Here is a 16,956-nt window from a genome sequence, read left to right on the forward strand (position 1 = left end):
CCCCTTTTACCATAGAGATTAGCGGATATGCTAACAAACCAAAGTCTATTAAGACTATCCTTCAAGTGCTTGAGGAACATAAGGTTACAATAATAATCAAGGATTAGAACCAATTATTGTATGTTGTTCAAAGAAGACGCCGACATCATATAACACCATATTCACGCATCGGGCCATCCGGCCCTCGGTCCGGCAGGGGAATTTCGGGGGAGTGGTGGCAGCCGGACAACCCTGCACTGGCTAAGTCCATCGTACCCGGGGCTTGCGCCCCTTAAGCTAGTGAGGGTTCGTGAATACAAAGACGTTATCTGAAAGATCGGCAACGTTTAATACATAAAAAAATCAAGAGGAGAAAAATCTCATGAGCCGCCTTGTAATTATGACAGTTGGAAAAACACATAGTGGAAAGACTACCTTTGCTAAAGAATTAGAATCTGTAATACAAAAAGCTGTTGTCATTGATCAGGACAATCATGCTGAATTTATTAATAGTCATTATAAGAAGCTTCGTCCAGTAGAAGGTCTAAACACTCTTAAATACTCAGTGACCAATGCAATTGTTGATTATGCTGTTGAGCAAAGCGAATTCCACATTATATTGAGTAATTCAAATTTAAATAAAACAGGAAGAACAAAAATGCTTCGGTATTTTCATGACAAGGGGTTTGAAAGTATTATTGTTTATTTTGATTTACCAGGTGATTTACTAAAAGAACGTGTTCAACAATCCCAAAGAAGTAATGTCATATTTAGGAGTGCCTCGAACTTTATGGAGGTATTGAAGAGGCAAGAAAATTCCATAGAAGTTCGACCAAGTAAAGATGAAGCGAATTATTTATTTGAAATAAATGATCCTACAAAAATCGAGGATATTATTCAAGAAATTAAAGCAATTAGTGATCTTAGTTGATACAAAGAAGGCCGATCCTTCAGATAACACCATATTCACGCATCGGGCCATCCGGCCCTCGGTCCGGCAGAGGGATTTCAGGGAAGCGAGAGCAGCCGGACAACCCTGCATTGGCAAAGTCCGTCGGACCCGGGGCATGCGCCCCTTAAGCCAGTGAGGGTTCGTGAATACAAAGACGTTATCTGAAACAACCACGATACAAACCTAGAGAGGAGAGAATTAATGGCTATTTTGGACTATCAATTAATATTATTTCCGAAAGGAAATAAACCAGAATTAACAGAGAATGGAATGGATTTCATTGGACCTAACAATTTTAACTTTAATAAAGCGGTTAGTGTAATCCGATCTATTGAATTTGTTAAGAATTATTCACCTGAGAGTAAATGGCCTTCTTTTGATGATATATGTTATTACTGTTTTGATAATGGAAAGAGTATTGTTGAAATTCAAATTAATAGCGGAGTACAAGAAGAAAAAGCTGAACTAATTTCAATAAGAACTAATATTTTTAAAGATACCGGCAGTATAGAAATTGCTATTGAGATCTGTAAAAAGCTCTGTGAAGATCTTGATTTATTAATATGGGATATGAAGCTGAAAGACTTAATCAATATTGAAGATAAAATAAGTATAATGAAGACGCTAAAGAGGTTTAAGTTATTAAGAGCCAAGTAAATCTTTTGGGTTATTCAAGAAGTGTGGTTGCATCAGATAACACCATATTCACGCATCGGGCCATCCGGCCCTCGGTCCGGCAGAGGGATTTCAGGGAAGTAGAGGCAACCGGACAACCCTGCACTGGCTAAGTCCGTCGGACCCGGGCTGGCGCCCTTAAGCCAGTGAACGTTAGGTGAAATTGCCGAAGAGCGGGTTTGGAGGTTATTCATGAAGTTTACTTCAGTACATAAGAAGATCAGAGGCATGAAGAGACGAGCAAGGAAGCTCTCTTCATGGACGGAATATCACAAGCAATTGGATATCGAGTCTTTATTAAAACATAACAAGGAATATGTAAAGGTATGGATTAAACCCTTCTATAATCTGCATTATATTAACGCTAATAAAGTCGGGAAGAAGAATCCGCCGAAAAAATTCAGAAAACAAATCATTTTTCGGTTAATAGAAATATTTATGTCTTGGGAAGAGAAACTTGAACAGTTGAAGCAACCATTTTATTTAAAGATATGGCTAGCGGATCCTGAATTCATGGACTCACAAGTGGTAGCAGCACTTGGAGATGAAATCGAATATTACAATAATATTTTTATGAATAACGAAGAGCATAAACAATTTTCAATAATTGTTCGACATCCATTGATAGATCAGTTTGTCTGGGAGAGGTGTATAAATGGATATTATGTTTGGGAAAGTGATCTAGAAACAGAGAAAGAGATTAATGAAGTTCGTAGAAAGGCGATAAGAACAGATGAAACAATAATTAATGAAAGAGTAGAACGAATGTATTTTATAAATACAGGGGACATGTGGACAGGGAGTATTCGTAGAAGTGGCAACTTCACCTAACACCATATTCACGCATCGAGCCATTCGGCCCTCGGTCCGGCAGAGGGATTTCGGGGAAGTCGGAGGCAACCGGACAACCCTGCACTGGCTAAGTCCGTCGGACCCGCGCTTGCGCGCTTAAGCCAGTGAGGGTTCGTGAATACAAAGACGTTTGATGAAATTACCGAATTACTCTAAGAGCGTTAAAGAGCAGGAGGACATTATGAAGCCTTTTCCGGAAGAATATGAATTTATCGAACTCTTTGAATCAGAACCGAAGATATTAGATGAAAAGGTTCCATTCTTTTATAACAACAACATTTATAAATTAAGTAGACCTAATGGAGAATTATACTTTGAAATAGAGCCTGGAAGTCACTGGACTAGAATTGCATGGAAGCAGGCTGATCAAATCTTAATAGATCTGACCCTTGAAAATGTTAAAGGAATAGAAATTGAGAAGAGATCTGGAAATGAATTTTTACAATTATTTTTTGATGAAGATCAAGGGTTAAAACCATTGATAATAAAGACCAAACCAGAATTTTCAATGATATGGGGAACGATAAGAGAATAGAAGAACTGAATGGGTTTCGAGGATGTCGGTAACATTCATATAACACCATATTCACGCATCGGGCCATTCGGCCCTCGATCCGGCAGGGGAATTTCGGGGATGTGGAAGCAGCCGAGCAACCCTGCACTGGCTAAGTCCGTGGACCCGGCTCCCGTTAATTGCCTTAAGCAAGCGAGGGTTCGTGAATACAAAGACGTTATATGAAAGTGGCGGAATACACAAAGCAAAATTAGGAGAGATTATATGAGTGAATTCAGTGAGATCTACTACCTATATTCAACAGAACAGAATGATGGCGTTGGTTTATTAAGAAGGGCGTGGCTTAGAGGATTTGTTTATCCCTCTAGTAACAATTGGGTAACGATAATCCCCAATGGAAGTAAGTTTCAACCAAACAAACGACTTATCAACAGTAACAGGGGAGTTTTGTTACACCTAATTAATGCAGAGGATCACGGGTGGTCGGTTAGTATATATGATGGTAAGAAACGAACGTTCCATTATGAGTGTACTTGGGAAGAGGATATTGAAATAAATCAAGATGAATACAATAGAGACCGCTTCGTTGAACTTGCAAATGCAAACCCAAATAAATTGAAAGTCATAACCCCGCTAGATGTAACAAAGATATTTTATATTTCGGATTTTGAAGAATTATATGAGAATCATCCTGTAAAACAAATTGCAGAATTGTTGCGTTTAGAGCATTTTGAATGGATTTCATATGATTATCTCCAGAATGAAGTTAAGGAAAATCCAAATGAAATATCAAACAAAGGGGTAAGAGTAATAAATAGTTTATTTTCTTTTTAATCAGGGGAAGCGGGAGCAGCCGGACAACCCTGCACTGGCTAAGTCTGAGAACACGGGCTGGCACCCTTAAGTCAGTGATGGTTCGTGAATTCAAGAACGTTATGCACCATTACCAGTAATTATTAAAGAGAATATTTAAGGAGATTATTAATGAAAGGTAAGACACTCTTATTATTGTTAATTACGATAATGTTGTCATCTTGTCAAAATAGTAGTCAGTCAACTACCTTGAACATTGAAACGAAATCAATAATGAATTCTGAACTGCCTCCTGATGAAGTGAGTATAGGTAATGGAACAGAATCGGAAGAAATAACTGAAGGTCGATCAAATCCTTCTAACAATGAAGTGTTATCCATGAGCATTGGGAACTATGATTTGAAAGGAGAATTTTATGATGAAATGCTTCGAAATCCTATAGATCATGATTATGAGTTGGAATTAAATGAATTAATAAATTCCAATGAGGATATTACAACGTTGGGATGGGGTGCGTTGGAAGGCAAGTATACAGAGATTTGGGATAAAGAGTTGAATCAAATATATAAAATGCTTCTTTCCAAGTTGGATAGAGAACCAAGAGAAGCACTAATTGAATCGCAGAAAGAATGGTTACAGTATCACTTAAAGGAAACAAAATTTGTAGAAAAGACATTTATTAATAATGGTTACCTTGGAACTCAAGGATCGGTAAGCCTAGCCAAGGATGAACGAGAGAGAATTAGGGAAAGAACAATGCAATTATTTGAATATCGATATTTGCTAGATGGTGAAGTTGAGTTTATATACCAAAGTAAAAAATAAAGTTGGAATCTTGATCAAAGGTTTTTTAGGTGACGCTTCGAAGATAGTAACGATGCATAATACCATATTCACGCTTCGGGGCTACCATCCCTTAGTTACTAGATGTATAATGATGGAAGAATACTTGGACAACAAACGACCCAGCCTAAGATAGGAGCTATCTAAGGCTGGGTCGTTTCATAAATACAAGAACGTTATCTGAAAGTGACAAGAACGAATGAGAGGAAGATACTCACGCCTCTCGAATCGGGCCATCCGGCTCTCGGCCAGCAGAGGGATTTCGGGGAAGTGTCGGCAGCCGGACAACCCTGCATTGGCTTGCGCGCTTAAGCCAATAGGGTACGTGAGAACAAAGACGTTAGCAGAAATCTTCGATATTAACGCATAATAAAGACCTTCCATTATGGAAGGTCGAGAAATATTACTTCTCACATGCGATAAAGTCTTTATCCCTATCACTCTTTTTATTCGCTTCATAAAGTTCTTTGGAAACAAATGGCTTGTATTTCGTTTTTCCGCCTTTATTTTTCGCAGAAGTGGATTGTGCAACGCCACCTTTATAAACTTTGTTTAGTTCAGTGCAGTTTTTGTATGTAATAATTTCAGTTTTTGCAGAAACAGAATTTATTGATCCAAGAAGGAGGACAAGACCAATTAATATAGAAACATACTTTTTCATTTTATGACTCCTTTCTGATTGGTTACTAGTAGCAACAATGGTATAACGAGTAATTAAATACTATATGAAGTTTGTAAGGTTTTCAAGACGTCGAGACTGCTGCTGACACCATATTTAGATGTCGGGCTATTCGCTCTCGGCCCGGCAGAGGGTGGAGACAGCCTGACACATCAAACTCTCTAAGATAGGAGCTATCTATATGAAACCTGAGGTTTATGAATTTCAAGAAAAGAAAGTAATTGGAATTGGAAACATAGAAAGTCCTATGACCCCTGGAGATGCTTGGTCTATTTTATTTTCCAGAATTCAAGAAATACAGGGTCGTAAGAATTCTCCTGAAACTTTTGGAGTTATTAAGAGAAATGAACCTGGTTATTTAGCGGGGGTAGAAGTTGAACATATATTAGAAATTCCAGAAGGTATGTTTTCTTATGTGATACCAGCTGGTCAGTATATTGGAATGACTCATAAAGGCCCATTAAGTAAGATTGGTGAAACATTTTATATCCTTATAGATTGGCTAGCATCAAATAATTATGAACAACATGACATTGTATGTTTTGAAGTCTATGATGAAAGATTTAAAGGTGAAGACCCAGAAAGTGAATTCGATTCATATATTCTTATTCGGTCCGGTAGAGGGATTTAGGGGGAAGCTGGAACAGCTGAATAACCCTCCGTAAACCTTCAGTTAAATTACAGCTTGGAGAAGGTATTTGATGAACAATAAAAGGAAATGGTGTTGGCTACTAATAGCTTTAGTTTGTGGTGTACCTGGTGTTTTAGGAATAATACTATGTGGTCTATTTTTTTTGGTGGGCACTTTGTTTTTCGATGATCCTAATGCAAGTTATGGACAGTTTATCTTAAGATTAGCGATGTATTTAACTATCCCTCTCTTTTTAGTAGCTGTTGCTATTTACTTTTTGTATAAGTATATTCAAGTTCGAAAAAAGACATAGGCTTTGTGGCAAGAGTCATCAAGGATATATTGAAGGACATTGAATGTAATATAGCATGAAGACCATTTTTAATGACCTCAAATAAGAGTCTTACGAACAGCCGGCTGTCGCCTTGAGCCTCTCGGGTTCGTGATTACAGTGACTTATATACAATCGTGGGAAATACAGGGAGAAACTTATGGGAGTTATTTTTACTGCTCTAATTCAGTTTCCTGAAGATCTTGTTTGCAAAATATTTCAAGCAAGACCAAGTAATATATCTACCAGACCATTATGGACTAGATTGAGTCTATTTATAAAGAGTTTGAAGAACATGTTGAAGCGGACGGATATTATATTGAAATTCTAGAAAGTTAATGATATTGAAATGAGGAAAATACCAACTATGAGTATAACTCGAATTATAGATCAAATTAGAAACCACAATGACTGTATTGTCCTTCCTCCATCCGAACTACCTATAATTAGGGAAGGCTTAATGATGCCAAAACAAGTAATTGATTTTTATTCTGTTTGTGGCGGTCTTTCTTTATTTAAGAGCTCTGATAATTGTATTGAAATTTTGCCACCGATGGATGTGTTACCTTCGAACAAAGTAATTTTAAGTGAAGAGACTTACAATGAACTATTGTTGGATGAAGAATTAGATATTTCAATGAATTGGTATACCATTGGCAGATATGACTGCTATGAATATATTTCAATTGATTTTAGCATAGATCGAAATCGGGCTGGTCGTTGTTATGATAGTTTTCATGAAACTCATGCTATATCTGGAAGTAACCAAATCATTACTAAATCACTTGAAGAATTAATTGAGAGGGCGTTTATAAATAACGGAGAGTATCCTTACTTTTGGTTAAGAGATGATTTTGAATCCATTGGGGATGCATATGAAGATTAATTAAATGTAAACTCAAGTAGGCAGCGACTTCAAATAACACTTATTCACGCTTCCGATCCTCGGTCCTTCAGGGGGAATTCGGGGAGCGCGAGCAGTCGAACAACCTTACACTGATAAGCTTATAGGAAATAGCTGCAAAGACTAAAGGAGAGAAATGAATGCAACTGTATGCCGTAAAGTTCGGTGAATCGTTATTAGGCGCTAAATATATTTTTCGAGATGAAACTTCAGAAGACTTAATTAAGATTTCATGGTCATACTACATAGCTAAATATAATAATAAAACGATATTATTTGATGTCGGATTTCGTGATCCTATTATTGCAAATCAATGGGGCATAGAGCTATGTAATGTCGACGATGAAGTGAATAAAATAATTCCAAATCACGTTGATGTTATTTTCATTACTCATAATCATTTTGATCATATTGATAATATTGACTTGTTTCCTGATGCACAAATAATCATTAGTTATAGTGACTATCTTCATACTATGGAAAGTGGAAACCCAATTGTACAAGAAAGACTCCGTAAAGAAAATGTAGTGAAAGTAAATGATACCTATTTATTCGATAATAAATTTAGGTTTAAGGTCGTTGGAGGACACACAGTTGGTTCATCTGTCATCTATTTTGAACATAATAATAAGGATTATGTTATTACTGGGGACGAATGTTACATACGCGATAATCTAACACAAAAAAGACCAATCGGCGTCTATTCGAGTTCAGAGAATAATGCAGCATTTATTAATGAAGCGTCTGAGAAGGGATGTATTCCATTACCGTATCATGACATAACCATCTTTCAAACACATACAAAAGTGTCAGACAATATTGTCCAGATCTTTTAAGTGACCGGGCTTTTGCCTATTAGCCAGAGAGAGTTCGTGAATACAAAAACATAATGTGCCTTCGGAAATACTGTAGTTTAAAAGGAGTGATTATAGATGAATACAAATACATTATCACAATCAGATGTAGAGATAATTAATAGATATATGTGATTTGAATTATTTTCAAATCAATCGATACGCGTTAGCTGATACAGGAGTTAAGTATTTCTTTAACGATTTTGACCCAAATGTATGGAACAAGAATCTTGAACATGTAAGAAGGCCAATTCAACTAGAAATTCAGTTGTTTAAAATAATAAGAGAATACATTACATATCTATGCAATAGCCTTCCTGATTCATTGAATAGAGTATTAATTCATCAGAATGGGGAAGCAACAGTCCGAGATGCTTTAGAACATGATATTCAGCATGCTTACCATCACATTGACCAAATACTAGAAACACGGAGAATACATAATCTTTGATTGCAAAAAAACGGTAGGTTAATTCCGGGGCAAATAAAAAAGAAAGAAGCTTAGAATGTGATTACTTCAGCTGATGAATTTTACCATTTACGAACAAGTGAAAAGCAAGAAGAATATTTAAGAGCAGCGTGGGATGAAGCAACAATAGAAGTATGGCATGAAGTTCTCGCTAAATATCCGGATATGTCATTTTGGGTAGCACACAACAAGACAGTCCCTTTAGAAGTATTAAGAGCCTTGTGTGATCATCCAGAATGGAGAGTCCGCAGCATAATTGCTTCTAAGAACAAGATTTCAGAAGATATTCAAATGATATTAGTTAAAGACAATGAATCGCTCGTAAGAAGTTCACTAGCAAGAAATAAAAAGGCAACATTAAAGATTCTTCAAATGCTAATTAATGATGAAGATGAAGAGATTAGAGAGATCGTTAAGAAAAGAATAGAGGAAAACAATTATAGATAATTAAGCGAGGACTTCACTCCGAAGAAGTCCTTTTTGGCGTTGTTGTAAGTAAAATGATTCGTAACATATGATGGTTGAAGATTTAAGGTTACTTACGTAAGAGATGTGGTGTAAAATATAGGAAAATAAGGTGGTGGCTGTAGAGTTAATTCCACAATGGATTTCGAGGTGAGAATGTGAGATTTCATAGCATTATTATTTTATTATTCGTTGTTTTATTATCGGCATGTTCGAAAGCTAGTAGCGATACACATTTTGATGATAATGATATTAAGATTCATATGATTAGCTCCGATTCCAGTGCGGATGATAGGTCCTATGTGATAGAGGTTCGAAATGAAGGCCAGGTAGCGATTGAAAACCTGAATTTCTTCTTATATTATCCGATCCTTCAGCCTAACGGATCCGCGAGTAATCCTTTTAAGATCGAAGGGAGAACGGATACTGGCCGGCCAGTGCATCTTAAGCCAGGCGAGAAGGTCGTTTACACAATCACTGCGCCAATTAAAGAGGTATTCGGGGATTCGAAGCTGCTGGACTTTGATAACCCTGATGTTCAACTCAATGGTATTGTGGAGGAAGGCAAAGAGGAAGTTCCATTTACGATGTCTGGCGGATATCTTAGGATGAGTGATGCGAATAAGGGGCAGACAACGGAAAAGGTAGCGGATGAGGGGACCATGTCCAGTCGAGGATGACACAGCTGAGAATTAAAGACTGATATTGACGTAATGACAGGGAAAATCTAACAAAGGGTATAAAAACATGAATACTAAAGATTTCAGAAAGTTAATTAGGATGCACTTTACTCCAACGCTTCATGAGCTGGGTTTAAGGGGAGTGATCATCATTTTGTTAAAACAAATGATAATCACTTTATTTAGGACACATTTACTGTAATAGACCGTATAGACAGGAGTGGAACCATGGATATCTATAACCTAATATTCGTTCAACTAATTAGTAAGTTTGAAGAGATTAGGGACACCATGAAGAAGGGGATCGATCAATTAGATGATAACGAATTGAATTTCCGACCCAATTATGAAAGTAATACAATAGCTAATTTGGTTGTTCATATTGAAGGGAATATTAACCAAAGAATTGGAACAGGTATTCATGGATATCAAGATATAAGATCTAGGAGCGATGAATTTAACAGAGAACTATATGTTTCGAAAGATGACTTGTTAAATAGAATAGATGACTCTTTTAATTTTCTGATTGATAACGTAAAGGAATTACATAATGAAGATTTACTAAGGAAAATAGATGTGCGAGGGAAAGAAAAATCGATTTATGAAGTGCTACAACAATGTGCAACTCATTACTCAGAACACCTTGGTCAAATTCTATACATAACAAAAATATGTCGAGGATCATCTTATAACCTGACTTCGATTCATAAGAAGACTTATTAAAGCGAGTTTGAGTGAATTAAGTCCAACGCAATATAGTTCCCTAAAGGCGGTAATATGATTGGATCGTGACCGTTACAAAGCAAAAGTTATGAATGCAGTAAAGGAAAGGCAATTAACTTCAATAATGAATAAAACAAAGTGGAAAGAGCTACAAACCGCGGTTCTAAAAATTTTGCCATTTCCACCGCCTTTCCAAGCAAAGTATGTATTAGTCGAATCTACCTCCCCCAATGAGTTTGAAGAAGATGTGTGGTATGTGGGGGATTGGGTCGAAGGGCTGATGCCGTTTTATGATGTTGAATGGATAAGGGTTAGACCAAGACGGATTGTAAATATAGGGAGATTGATATCACCTGAAGTAATTGATATTACTGAGGAGTTTATAGGGATACTCAAAGAATACTCAATTCCATATCACTGCAGTAGTGATTCGATCTATATTTACGGATACACAGCTCAAACAGATAAGTAATAAAAGATTAGTAGTGAAGTTTTGAGAATTAGAGGCCATTATACGAAACCACAGAAAGCTAAATGAGAGTGATTATAGTAATGCTTTGTTCTTCTGTGATTTCGAAACTCAATGAATATAATCTACTTAATCTGATCGGAGCAAAGTGGAATGCAAAATATCCTAGATAAAAAGGCTCTACTCGAGATTTTATTAGATTCTTGGTCTCTAAGATCCAGTTCAAAATGGACTCTTAACAATCCAGCTAGGGGTCAATGTGGAGTAACTGCTCTTGTAATCCATGATCTAATTGGTGGACGTATAGTAAAAACTCATATTGGAGAGGGCTGGCATTTCTATAACGACATTGATAATCAAAGATATGATTTTACAGAGTCCCAATTTAGTAAAACGATTATATATGAGGATCTTCTATCGAATCGAGAAGAAGCATTGCTGGATACAAACCAAGAACAATATGAATATCTGCATCAAAGAGTGATTGAACAATTGAAAATGAGACAGAGAATAGATGAGAGGAAGAGTGACCCTAGTGAATAGTCTCTCTGTCGAAATGTTGAAGAGTAAGTATGCTTCGGTAGAGCATCCAACAATACTAATCGATGGGATAGCATTAGATATTTACCTCCATTCTCTGTATCCAAACGATTTATATTTAGGGATCATCCCAACAATTACAGATTGGATTGACCTGAAGGATGAAGCAAAGTTTGTCCTAAGTCGGTTTCAATCGAATCATGAGAGAGTTATCTTGCCTATTCTAATGTGTCCGGATGACTGTGATTTAACTTGCACTGTAATTGTTGCAGAAGTTATTAATAGGGACAATGAGGTTGTATGGTGTCGGATTGGCGTGGATGCAAGCAAGTTGGGGATACCATACAACTATGAACGAATTGGTACTGATGTTAACTGGTTAGAACTAGTGCCCGAGATGATATTCGACAAGACCAGTTATTTTGAAAATATGAAACATGTGTATAGGCCGATAAATGAATAGACAATGAGCTTAATATCGAAAACTTCGTATGCTCACGTTGTTAAGTGAAACTTCTGCGAATGCAGTATCAAAATTAATTATGGAGTCGAGGCCATATGATTCTAATTTTTTGTTCCGATCCGATGAATAAGAATGCAGTTGATGTGGATTATGAGCAAGAGTACTCCTCTGCACAATCTCTGGGGTTTATGATCAAGTTGATTTGTCTTGAAGAGTTGCTGGAAGGAAACCTCGAGAAGGCCTTAAGTAAAATTAGTCCGAATACTGAAAACTATGTAACAGCCCTATATAGAGGCTGGATGATAAAACCCAAATATTATGAAGATCTATATAACGGATTAAAGAAGAAGAATATACTTCTTATTAACGATCCTGAGGAATATCGGAATGGTCATTGGCTGCCTAATTCTTACGATAAGATTAAAGAATTCACTCCTTATAGCAATTGGATTTCAATTGAAAATCTGAAGAATGATTGGAGTCAGATATACAGTAATCTGTCTCAGTTTGGGAACAAGTCGATCATCGTTAAGGATTATGTGAAGTCAAGGAAACACGAATGGCATGAGTCATTTTACATACCAGATGCTTCGGATAGAAATCATGCAGCTAAGGTGATCAAGAATTTCATTGATCGACAAGGTGATGAAATCAATGAAGGTTTAGTATTCAGGGAGTTCGTAAACCTTGAAAGAATTTCTGTACATTCTAAAAGTCAGATGCCACTTTCAAAGGAATACAGGCTGTTCTATTTCAAAAATCAATTTCTTTATCTATTCAATTATTGGGAAGATAGTCAATACGACGAGGAGATACCTGATTTGGAGGTCTTCAATCGACTCGCGCAGACGATTGGAAGCAGCTTCTTTACGATGGATATCGGGAAGACGTTTACTGGCGATTGGATCGTTATTGAAATTGGGGATGGCCAAGTGTCAGGCCTGCCAACAGATTCAAATATTCTAGAATTTTATGAAACGATTAAAGAGCGTGCGGATTGAATTGGAGAAGGCAGCAGCATTAGACCGGCAACATGTTCACGCAAGGAGGCAGATATTTATTAGAAGATGGAAAATTGTTGGACTAATAGTCATCTTACTTTTCTTAAGTATTCTGCTCTATTTCCTCAACACACGAATTTGGGTCGATAAATACGAAATAAAAGGTGATACCCTTCGATTCGAGAATAATGTGTATATAAGTAAAGGCAGCTCATCCGAGTCTGATACATATAATTTGGGTAAAACAATTGGTATTGCGGTAAGCGGGAAAAGGACATTGACCGATTATATTTGGCCCGATTGGGTGTTCGAATATAAAGATGATAAGGAACAACATAACCGTATCTTTGTAAGGGGATTAATGGATCTTGGAACTTCGTATATTAAACAGTCACAGTGATTGATCTGAATTAGGGTTTAAAAACTTATTAAAGGACAGGTGGAATTCATTAAGGTACTTTTTATTTGCAGCCGCAATAAGTGGCGCAGCTTGACTGCAGAGAAGATTTTCGACGGAATCAATGGTTATGAGGTAAGATCCGCTGGCACGGAAGAAGGCGCAAGAATCAAAGTTACGGAAGGACATATTGGTTGGTCTGATATGATTTTTGTAATGGAGAGGAAACATCTTAGAAGACTTAAGGATAAATTCTCATATAAGCTAAACACGAAGAAGGTCATTTGCTTGGACATTCCTGATGATTTTAAATATATGGATGAAGAGTTGATCGAGATTCTGAAATCAAGAGTATCGGAATATTTGGAACTTCCAGAGTAGAAAGATGGTGTTAGCATGAATGATCAGTTAGGAAGAGCTAAAGAACTGTTTACAACTTATAACGGCAGCGCTTTTCAAATGTTTCGGAATGGATGTATAGAGGAATACAAACAATACAACATTCCCAAGCAGTTGGAGACCGATTGGTTTGAAGAAATGGTAGCCCGATATACGAAAGAGTTATCGATCAGAGATTGGAACGCAATCAACCGACTAGTTTCCATTGCAGCGAATTACCCGAATGACAAGATTCTTAAGAACGTTCTATCATTTGCATCTAGAAATGTGATGAGTTCCGATAGCATCGTTAAGCTCATGTATGCGGAAGGGATAATTGAAATCATTAACAAGATCAAACCTCAACTAAGTCATGATTCCAGGATCGAAGCGTATAAAACAGCATTTCTAATTCTTGACGATATTATCAAGAAGCCTCTGGTCATTGATACAGGGCATGAGTTAGAGAACTACAATATGAAAGATAAGAAGTCATTAAACGAACGTGCGAAAAGAAGTATTGAAAAGATCGAGAGTGATCTTAACTAATCTATGAAAAAGAAGACTTTCTGGGTCCTTAACAGTCTGATTTGATGGACAAAGGAGGAAAAATCATCTATGTTAGGGGCCATCATTGGGGATGTAATTGGCTCTGTTTATGAATGGCACAATATGAAGTCGACTGAATTCCCGTTGTATAGCAGATTCACTAGATTTACGGATGATACTGTATTGACCGTAGCGGTTGCAGATGCTGTATTAAGCAGAAATAAACAAAAGAACAGGCTGGCAGACTATCTAGCAAGTAAACAACTATATGCCAGTAGATATAGACAGTACTATCATTGGTTTCCTGATGCTGGTTACGGACAGAAATTCGAAGAATGGGCGAAGAACAGATCCTCGAAACCGTATCGAAGTTACGGCAATGGATCGGCAATGAGGGTGAGCCCGATTGGATTCGCGAGTCAGACACTGGAGGAAGCATTAGCTGAATCCAGAAGATCAGCCATTGTAACACATAATCATCGACACGGAATTAAAGGCGCTCAGGCCGTGGCTGCAGCTATTTTTCTGGCCCGACATGGGGAGTCTAAAGCCGAGATCAAAGACTACATTCAACGGAAATTCAAGTATAACTTAGAGCAAAGTCTAGATGAAATTAGACCGACGTATACGTTTGATCCGAGCTGTCAGGGCTCTGTTCCCCAGGCAATCATAGCTTTCTTGGAATCAGATCATTTCGAAGACGCCATAAGGAAAGCAATATCGATCGGCGGAGATAGCGATACAATAGCATGTATAGCAGGTGGAATCGCACACGCCTTTTACAAAGAAATTCCAAGCGAAATGGCATCAGACGTAATGTTGAAACTCGATCCAAGGTTCAGAAGCATAATCAGAGAGTTTAATTCAAAGTATGAAATACCAATGTAGAGAAAGGGGGATCTCCTGGTGAATGGATATGATAATACCTTTAAAGGATTTATAGCCGAAATGCCGTTGGTTTTCAAATTGTTTGGAGGACTTATTTTACTATTCATAGTAGGAACTTTCATCTTCATTATATCCAAAGGGCTAATCTCATGGACCTCCAATAACAGAGCAGAAGTCATAAAGAAGAAATGTAAAGTCGTCGATAAGAGAACGGAGGTCTGGGGTGGATCCGGCGATTCAAGCGCTAACACCAATTATCATATTACATTCGAGTTTGAAGACCGTAGTCGAATTGAATTGCAGGTAAGAGGAGATCGTTTCGGATTATATGTGGTTGGAGATATTGGCGAACTGACTTATCAAGGAACTAGATTTGTGGAGTTCGTGAGAACGATTGATTAGGAGGACACAATGACAACTATTGCACTTATTAGGCATGGAAGTACAAGCTGGAACAAAGAAGGTCGGGCGCAAGGTAATTCGGATATTTCGCTAGATCAGGAAGGCATCGCACAAGCAGAGCTGCTCGCGAACCGATTAAGGAAAGAAGAGTGGAATCACATTTATTCAAGTTCTCTGGCTAGAGCTAAACAAACAGCTGTAATAATAGGGGATGCTATTGGAGAGAAAGTTAACCTCGAAGATCGTCTCAAAGAACGGGCAGGAGGATTAATTGAAGGTACGACAGAACAAGAAAGACTACAGAAGTGGGGAGAGAAATGGAGAGAGCTAGACCTTGGCATTGAGCCGATAGAAGATGTTCAAAAAAGAGCGAATCAATTTCTAGAAGAAATCCATCAGAAACACCCAGGTGAAAAGGTTGTAGTCGTTTCACATGGTGCGCTGGCTCAATTTACTTTCGCATTTTTATTCCCCGATTACCCTTCACAACATTTCGACAATACCTCGTTGACTATATTGAAGAAAATTAATAATCAATGGACTTGTCAGTTGCATAACTGCACACAACATCTTAAGGACGGCAGTATTTAGAAGGTGCAACTATAGTTAAGAAAAAGTAAATAAGACTTTAATTGAACTATTACCATTATTTAGAGGTAGTGGTATATTTATTTGTACGGAGATTTCCATAGAGTATTAAATGCAGAATAAGCAGTGGAGCTATTTGAAGTATTCTAAGTGGAACGCGATGTAACGATATGTTTTCAGACAATGATTGATTTTGAATCCGTAGATGAATGCTACTCTAATGCACAAATGGTAACGGGGTGATTTTATTGGAAATCAAAACTATTTCTGATACAGAATACGTTGTTTCAGGAGTTTCTATTACGAATATATCGGAACAAAGGTTTTGCGTTTTTGACTTTGAGGCTACCGGAATAAATCATGAGACAGAGCACATAACTCAGATAGGCGCAGTCATAATTGAGAACGGAGTAATCTTAGAGAACAAGACCTTTAATTCGTACATTAAATCTCCAAAGCCAATTCCTGAAGCGGTTGAACGGTATACCGGTATTTATAATTCCTTTCTAGAAGATGCTCCTAATTTGAAGGACAAATATAATGATTTCTTGGAGTTTGCCAAGGATTGTATCTTAATCACTCATGCAGGCTATGAGTTTGACTTGCCGTTATTATCGAATGAATGTAGGCGATATAACCTTCCGATGCTCACGAATCCTTGTTTAGATACGAAGGCATTGTTCTCCTATCTTCATCCAGAAATAAAGGGAATAATATGGACAGATTATTTAATCAAATACTACAACATTAACGATAAGGATTTAAGAAGGCATGATGCGCTAGGGGATAGCATTCTAATAGGTCGAATTTTCCTAAGGATATTAGAAGAGTTCCAAGCCAGAGCTATCAATGATATTGAATTTATTGATCCTGTATTGGTAAAGCGGTTTAAGGTCATTCCGATGGTGTGAGTAGTA

24 protein-coding genes are annotated in these 16,956 nt (G+C 37.3%); 23 read left to right on the top strand and 1 reads right to left on the bottom strand.

All coding sequences use genetic code 11. From position 1 onward, the window contains the following. The first annotated feature begins 361 nt into the window (after positions 1-361). The 6 genes from H8B09_RS29835 (at position 362) to H8B09_RS29860 (ending at position 4,610) form a co-directional block, all read left to right on the top strand. Complete coding sequence (locus H8B09_RS29835; RefSeq protein ID WP_191207211.1) at positions 362-910, top strand: ATP-binding protein; 549 nt, start codon at positions 362-364, stop codon at positions 908-910. 222 nt (positions 911-1,132) lie between these two features. Beyond that, the gene (locus tag H8B09_RS29840; RefSeq protein WP_191207212.1) at positions 1,133-1,588 is read left to right on the top strand and encodes a hypothetical protein; all 456 of its coding nucleotides are present in this window, start codon (positions 1,133-1,135) and stop codon (positions 1,586-1,588) included. A gap of 210 nt (positions 1,589-1,798) precedes the next feature. After that, positions 1,799-2,437: a hypothetical protein gene (locus H8B09_RS29845; RefSeq protein ID WP_191207213.1), complete on the top strand. Its 639-nt coding sequence runs from the start codon at positions 1,799-1,801 to the stop codon at positions 2,435-2,437. Positions 2,438-2,639: 202 nt separating this feature from the next. Further along, positions 2,640-2,993 carry a hypothetical protein gene (locus H8B09_RS29850; protein ID WP_191207214.1) on the top strand — a complete coding sequence of 118 codons (354 nt, stop codon included), beginning with the start codon at positions 2,640-2,642 and terminating at the stop codon, positions 2,991-2,993. Between the two features lie 243 nt (positions 2,994-3,236). Further along, the gene (locus H8B09_RS29855) at positions 3,237-3,806 is read left to right on the top strand and encodes a hypothetical protein (protein ID WP_191207215.1); all 570 of its coding nucleotides are present in this window, start codon (positions 3,237-3,239) and stop codon (positions 3,804-3,806) included. 150 nt (positions 3,807-3,956) lie between these two features. After that, positions 3,957-4,610, top strand: a complete 654-nt coding sequence (locus H8B09_RS29860; protein ID WP_191207216.1) for a lysozyme inhibitor LprI family protein — start codon at positions 3,957-3,959, stop codon at positions 4,608-4,610. A 421-nt stretch (positions 4,611-5,031) separates the two neighbouring features. On the opposite strand, the gene H8B09_RS29865 is transcribed toward H8B09_RS29860, so the two are convergent. Continuing rightward, on the bottom strand, positions 5,032-5,289 hold the full coding sequence (locus H8B09_RS29865; RefSeq protein WP_191207217.1) for an excalibur calcium-binding domain-containing protein: 258 nt from the start codon (positions 5,287-5,289) through the stop codon (positions 5,032-5,034). Between the two features lie 199 nt (positions 5,290-5,488). On the opposite strand from H8B09_RS29865, the gene H8B09_RS29870 reads away from it, so the two are divergent. From H8B09_RS29870 to H8B09_RS29955, 17 genes are all read left to right on the top strand, one after another. Then, on the top strand, positions 5,489-5,938 hold the full coding sequence (locus tag H8B09_RS29870; protein ID WP_191207218.1) for a GyrI-like domain-containing protein: 450 nt from the start codon (positions 5,489-5,491) through the stop codon (positions 5,936-5,938). A 70-nt stretch (positions 5,939-6,008) separates the two neighbouring features. After that, positions 6,009-6,251, top strand: a complete 243-nt coding sequence (locus H8B09_RS29875) for a hypothetical protein (protein ID WP_191207219.1) — start codon at positions 6,009-6,011, stop codon at positions 6,249-6,251. 478 nt (positions 6,252-6,729) lie between these two features. Beyond that, the gene (locus H8B09_RS29880) at positions 6,730-7,155 is read left to right on the top strand and encodes an SMI1/KNR4 family protein (protein ID WP_224754132.1); all 426 of its coding nucleotides are present in this window, start codon (positions 6,730-6,732) and stop codon (positions 7,153-7,155) included. Positions 7,156-7,313: 158 nt separating this feature from the next. After that, a complete protein-coding gene (locus tag H8B09_RS29885) occupies positions 7,314-8,009 on the top strand; it encodes an MBL fold metallo-hydrolase (RefSeq protein WP_191207221.1) in 696 nt (231 codons plus the stop codon). Positions 8,010-8,535: 526 nt separating this feature from the next. Then, positions 8,536-8,943 (top strand): HEAT repeat domain-containing protein, encoded by a 408-nt coding sequence (locus tag H8B09_RS29890; RefSeq protein WP_191207222.1) that lies wholly within the window; start codon positions 8,536-8,538, stop codon positions 8,941-8,943. A gap of 320 nt (positions 8,944-9,263) precedes the next feature. Continuing rightward, positions 9,264-9,641 carry a hypothetical protein gene (locus tag H8B09_RS29895; protein ID WP_224754133.1) on the top strand — a complete coding sequence of 126 codons (378 nt, stop codon included), beginning with the start codon at positions 9,264-9,266 and terminating at the stop codon, positions 9,639-9,641. A 228-nt stretch (positions 9,642-9,869) separates the two neighbouring features. Then, a complete protein-coding gene (locus H8B09_RS29900; protein WP_191207224.1) occupies positions 9,870-10,364 on the top strand; it encodes a DUF1572 family protein in 495 nt (164 codons plus the stop codon). A gap of 58 nt (positions 10,365-10,422) precedes the next feature. Continuing rightward, positions 10,423-10,836, top strand: coding sequence for a DUF6678 family protein (locus tag H8B09_RS29905; RefSeq protein ID WP_191207225.1), 414 nt, complete (start codon positions 10,423-10,425; stop codon positions 10,834-10,836). 150 nt (positions 10,837-10,986) lie between these two features. Continuing rightward, positions 10,987-11,376 carry a YunG family protein gene (locus H8B09_RS29910; protein WP_191207226.1) on the top strand — a complete coding sequence of 130 codons (390 nt, stop codon included), beginning with the start codon at positions 10,987-10,989 and terminating at the stop codon, positions 11,374-11,376. Beyond that, a complete protein-coding gene (locus tag H8B09_RS29915; protein WP_224754134.1) occupies positions 11,348-11,836 on the top strand; it encodes a hypothetical protein in 489 nt (162 codons plus the stop codon). Before H8B09_RS29910 ends, H8B09_RS29915 begins: the two co-directional genes overlap by 29 nt. A gap of 95 nt (positions 11,837-11,931) precedes the next feature. Then, on the top strand, positions 11,932-12,837 hold the full coding sequence (locus H8B09_RS29920) for an ATP-grasp domain-containing protein (RefSeq protein ID WP_191207228.1): 906 nt from the start codon (positions 11,932-11,934) through the stop codon (positions 12,835-12,837). 448 nt (positions 12,838-13,285) lie between these two features. Continuing rightward, a complete protein-coding gene (locus tag H8B09_RS29930; RefSeq protein WP_191207253.1) occupies positions 13,286-13,615 on the top strand; it encodes a low molecular weight protein tyrosine phosphatase family protein in 330 nt (109 codons plus the stop codon). Between the two features lie 15 nt (positions 13,616-13,630). Next, positions 13,631-14,161, top strand: coding sequence for a hypothetical protein (locus H8B09_RS29935; RefSeq protein ID WP_191207230.1), 531 nt, complete (start codon positions 13,631-13,633; stop codon positions 14,159-14,161). 69 nt (positions 14,162-14,230) lie between these two features. Further along, positions 14,231-15,049, top strand: a complete 819-nt coding sequence (locus H8B09_RS29940) for an ADP-ribosylglycohydrolase family protein (protein ID WP_191207231.1) — start codon at positions 14,231-14,233, stop codon at positions 15,047-15,049. Positions 15,050-15,067: 18 nt separating this feature from the next. Beyond that, positions 15,068-15,451, top strand: a complete 384-nt coding sequence (locus H8B09_RS29945; protein ID WP_318152862.1) for a DUF2500 domain-containing protein — start codon at positions 15,068-15,070, stop codon at positions 15,449-15,451. A gap of 9 nt (positions 15,452-15,460) precedes the next feature. Next, the gene (locus H8B09_RS29950; protein WP_191207232.1) at positions 15,461-16,042 is read left to right on the top strand and encodes a histidine phosphatase family protein; all 582 of its coding nucleotides are present in this window, start codon (positions 15,461-15,463) and stop codon (positions 16,040-16,042) included. A gap of 245 nt (positions 16,043-16,287) precedes the next feature. Next, complete coding sequence (locus H8B09_RS29955; protein ID WP_191207233.1) at positions 16,288-16,950, top strand: 3'-5' exonuclease; 663 nt, start codon at positions 16,288-16,290, stop codon at positions 16,948-16,950. The last annotated feature ends 6 nt before the right edge of the window (positions 16,951-16,956 follow it).

The organism is Paenibacillus terricola (assembly GCF_014779765.1).
Classification (GTDB): Bacteria; Bacillota; Bacilli; order Paenibacillales; family Paenibacillaceae; genus Paenibacillus_T; species Paenibacillus_T terricola.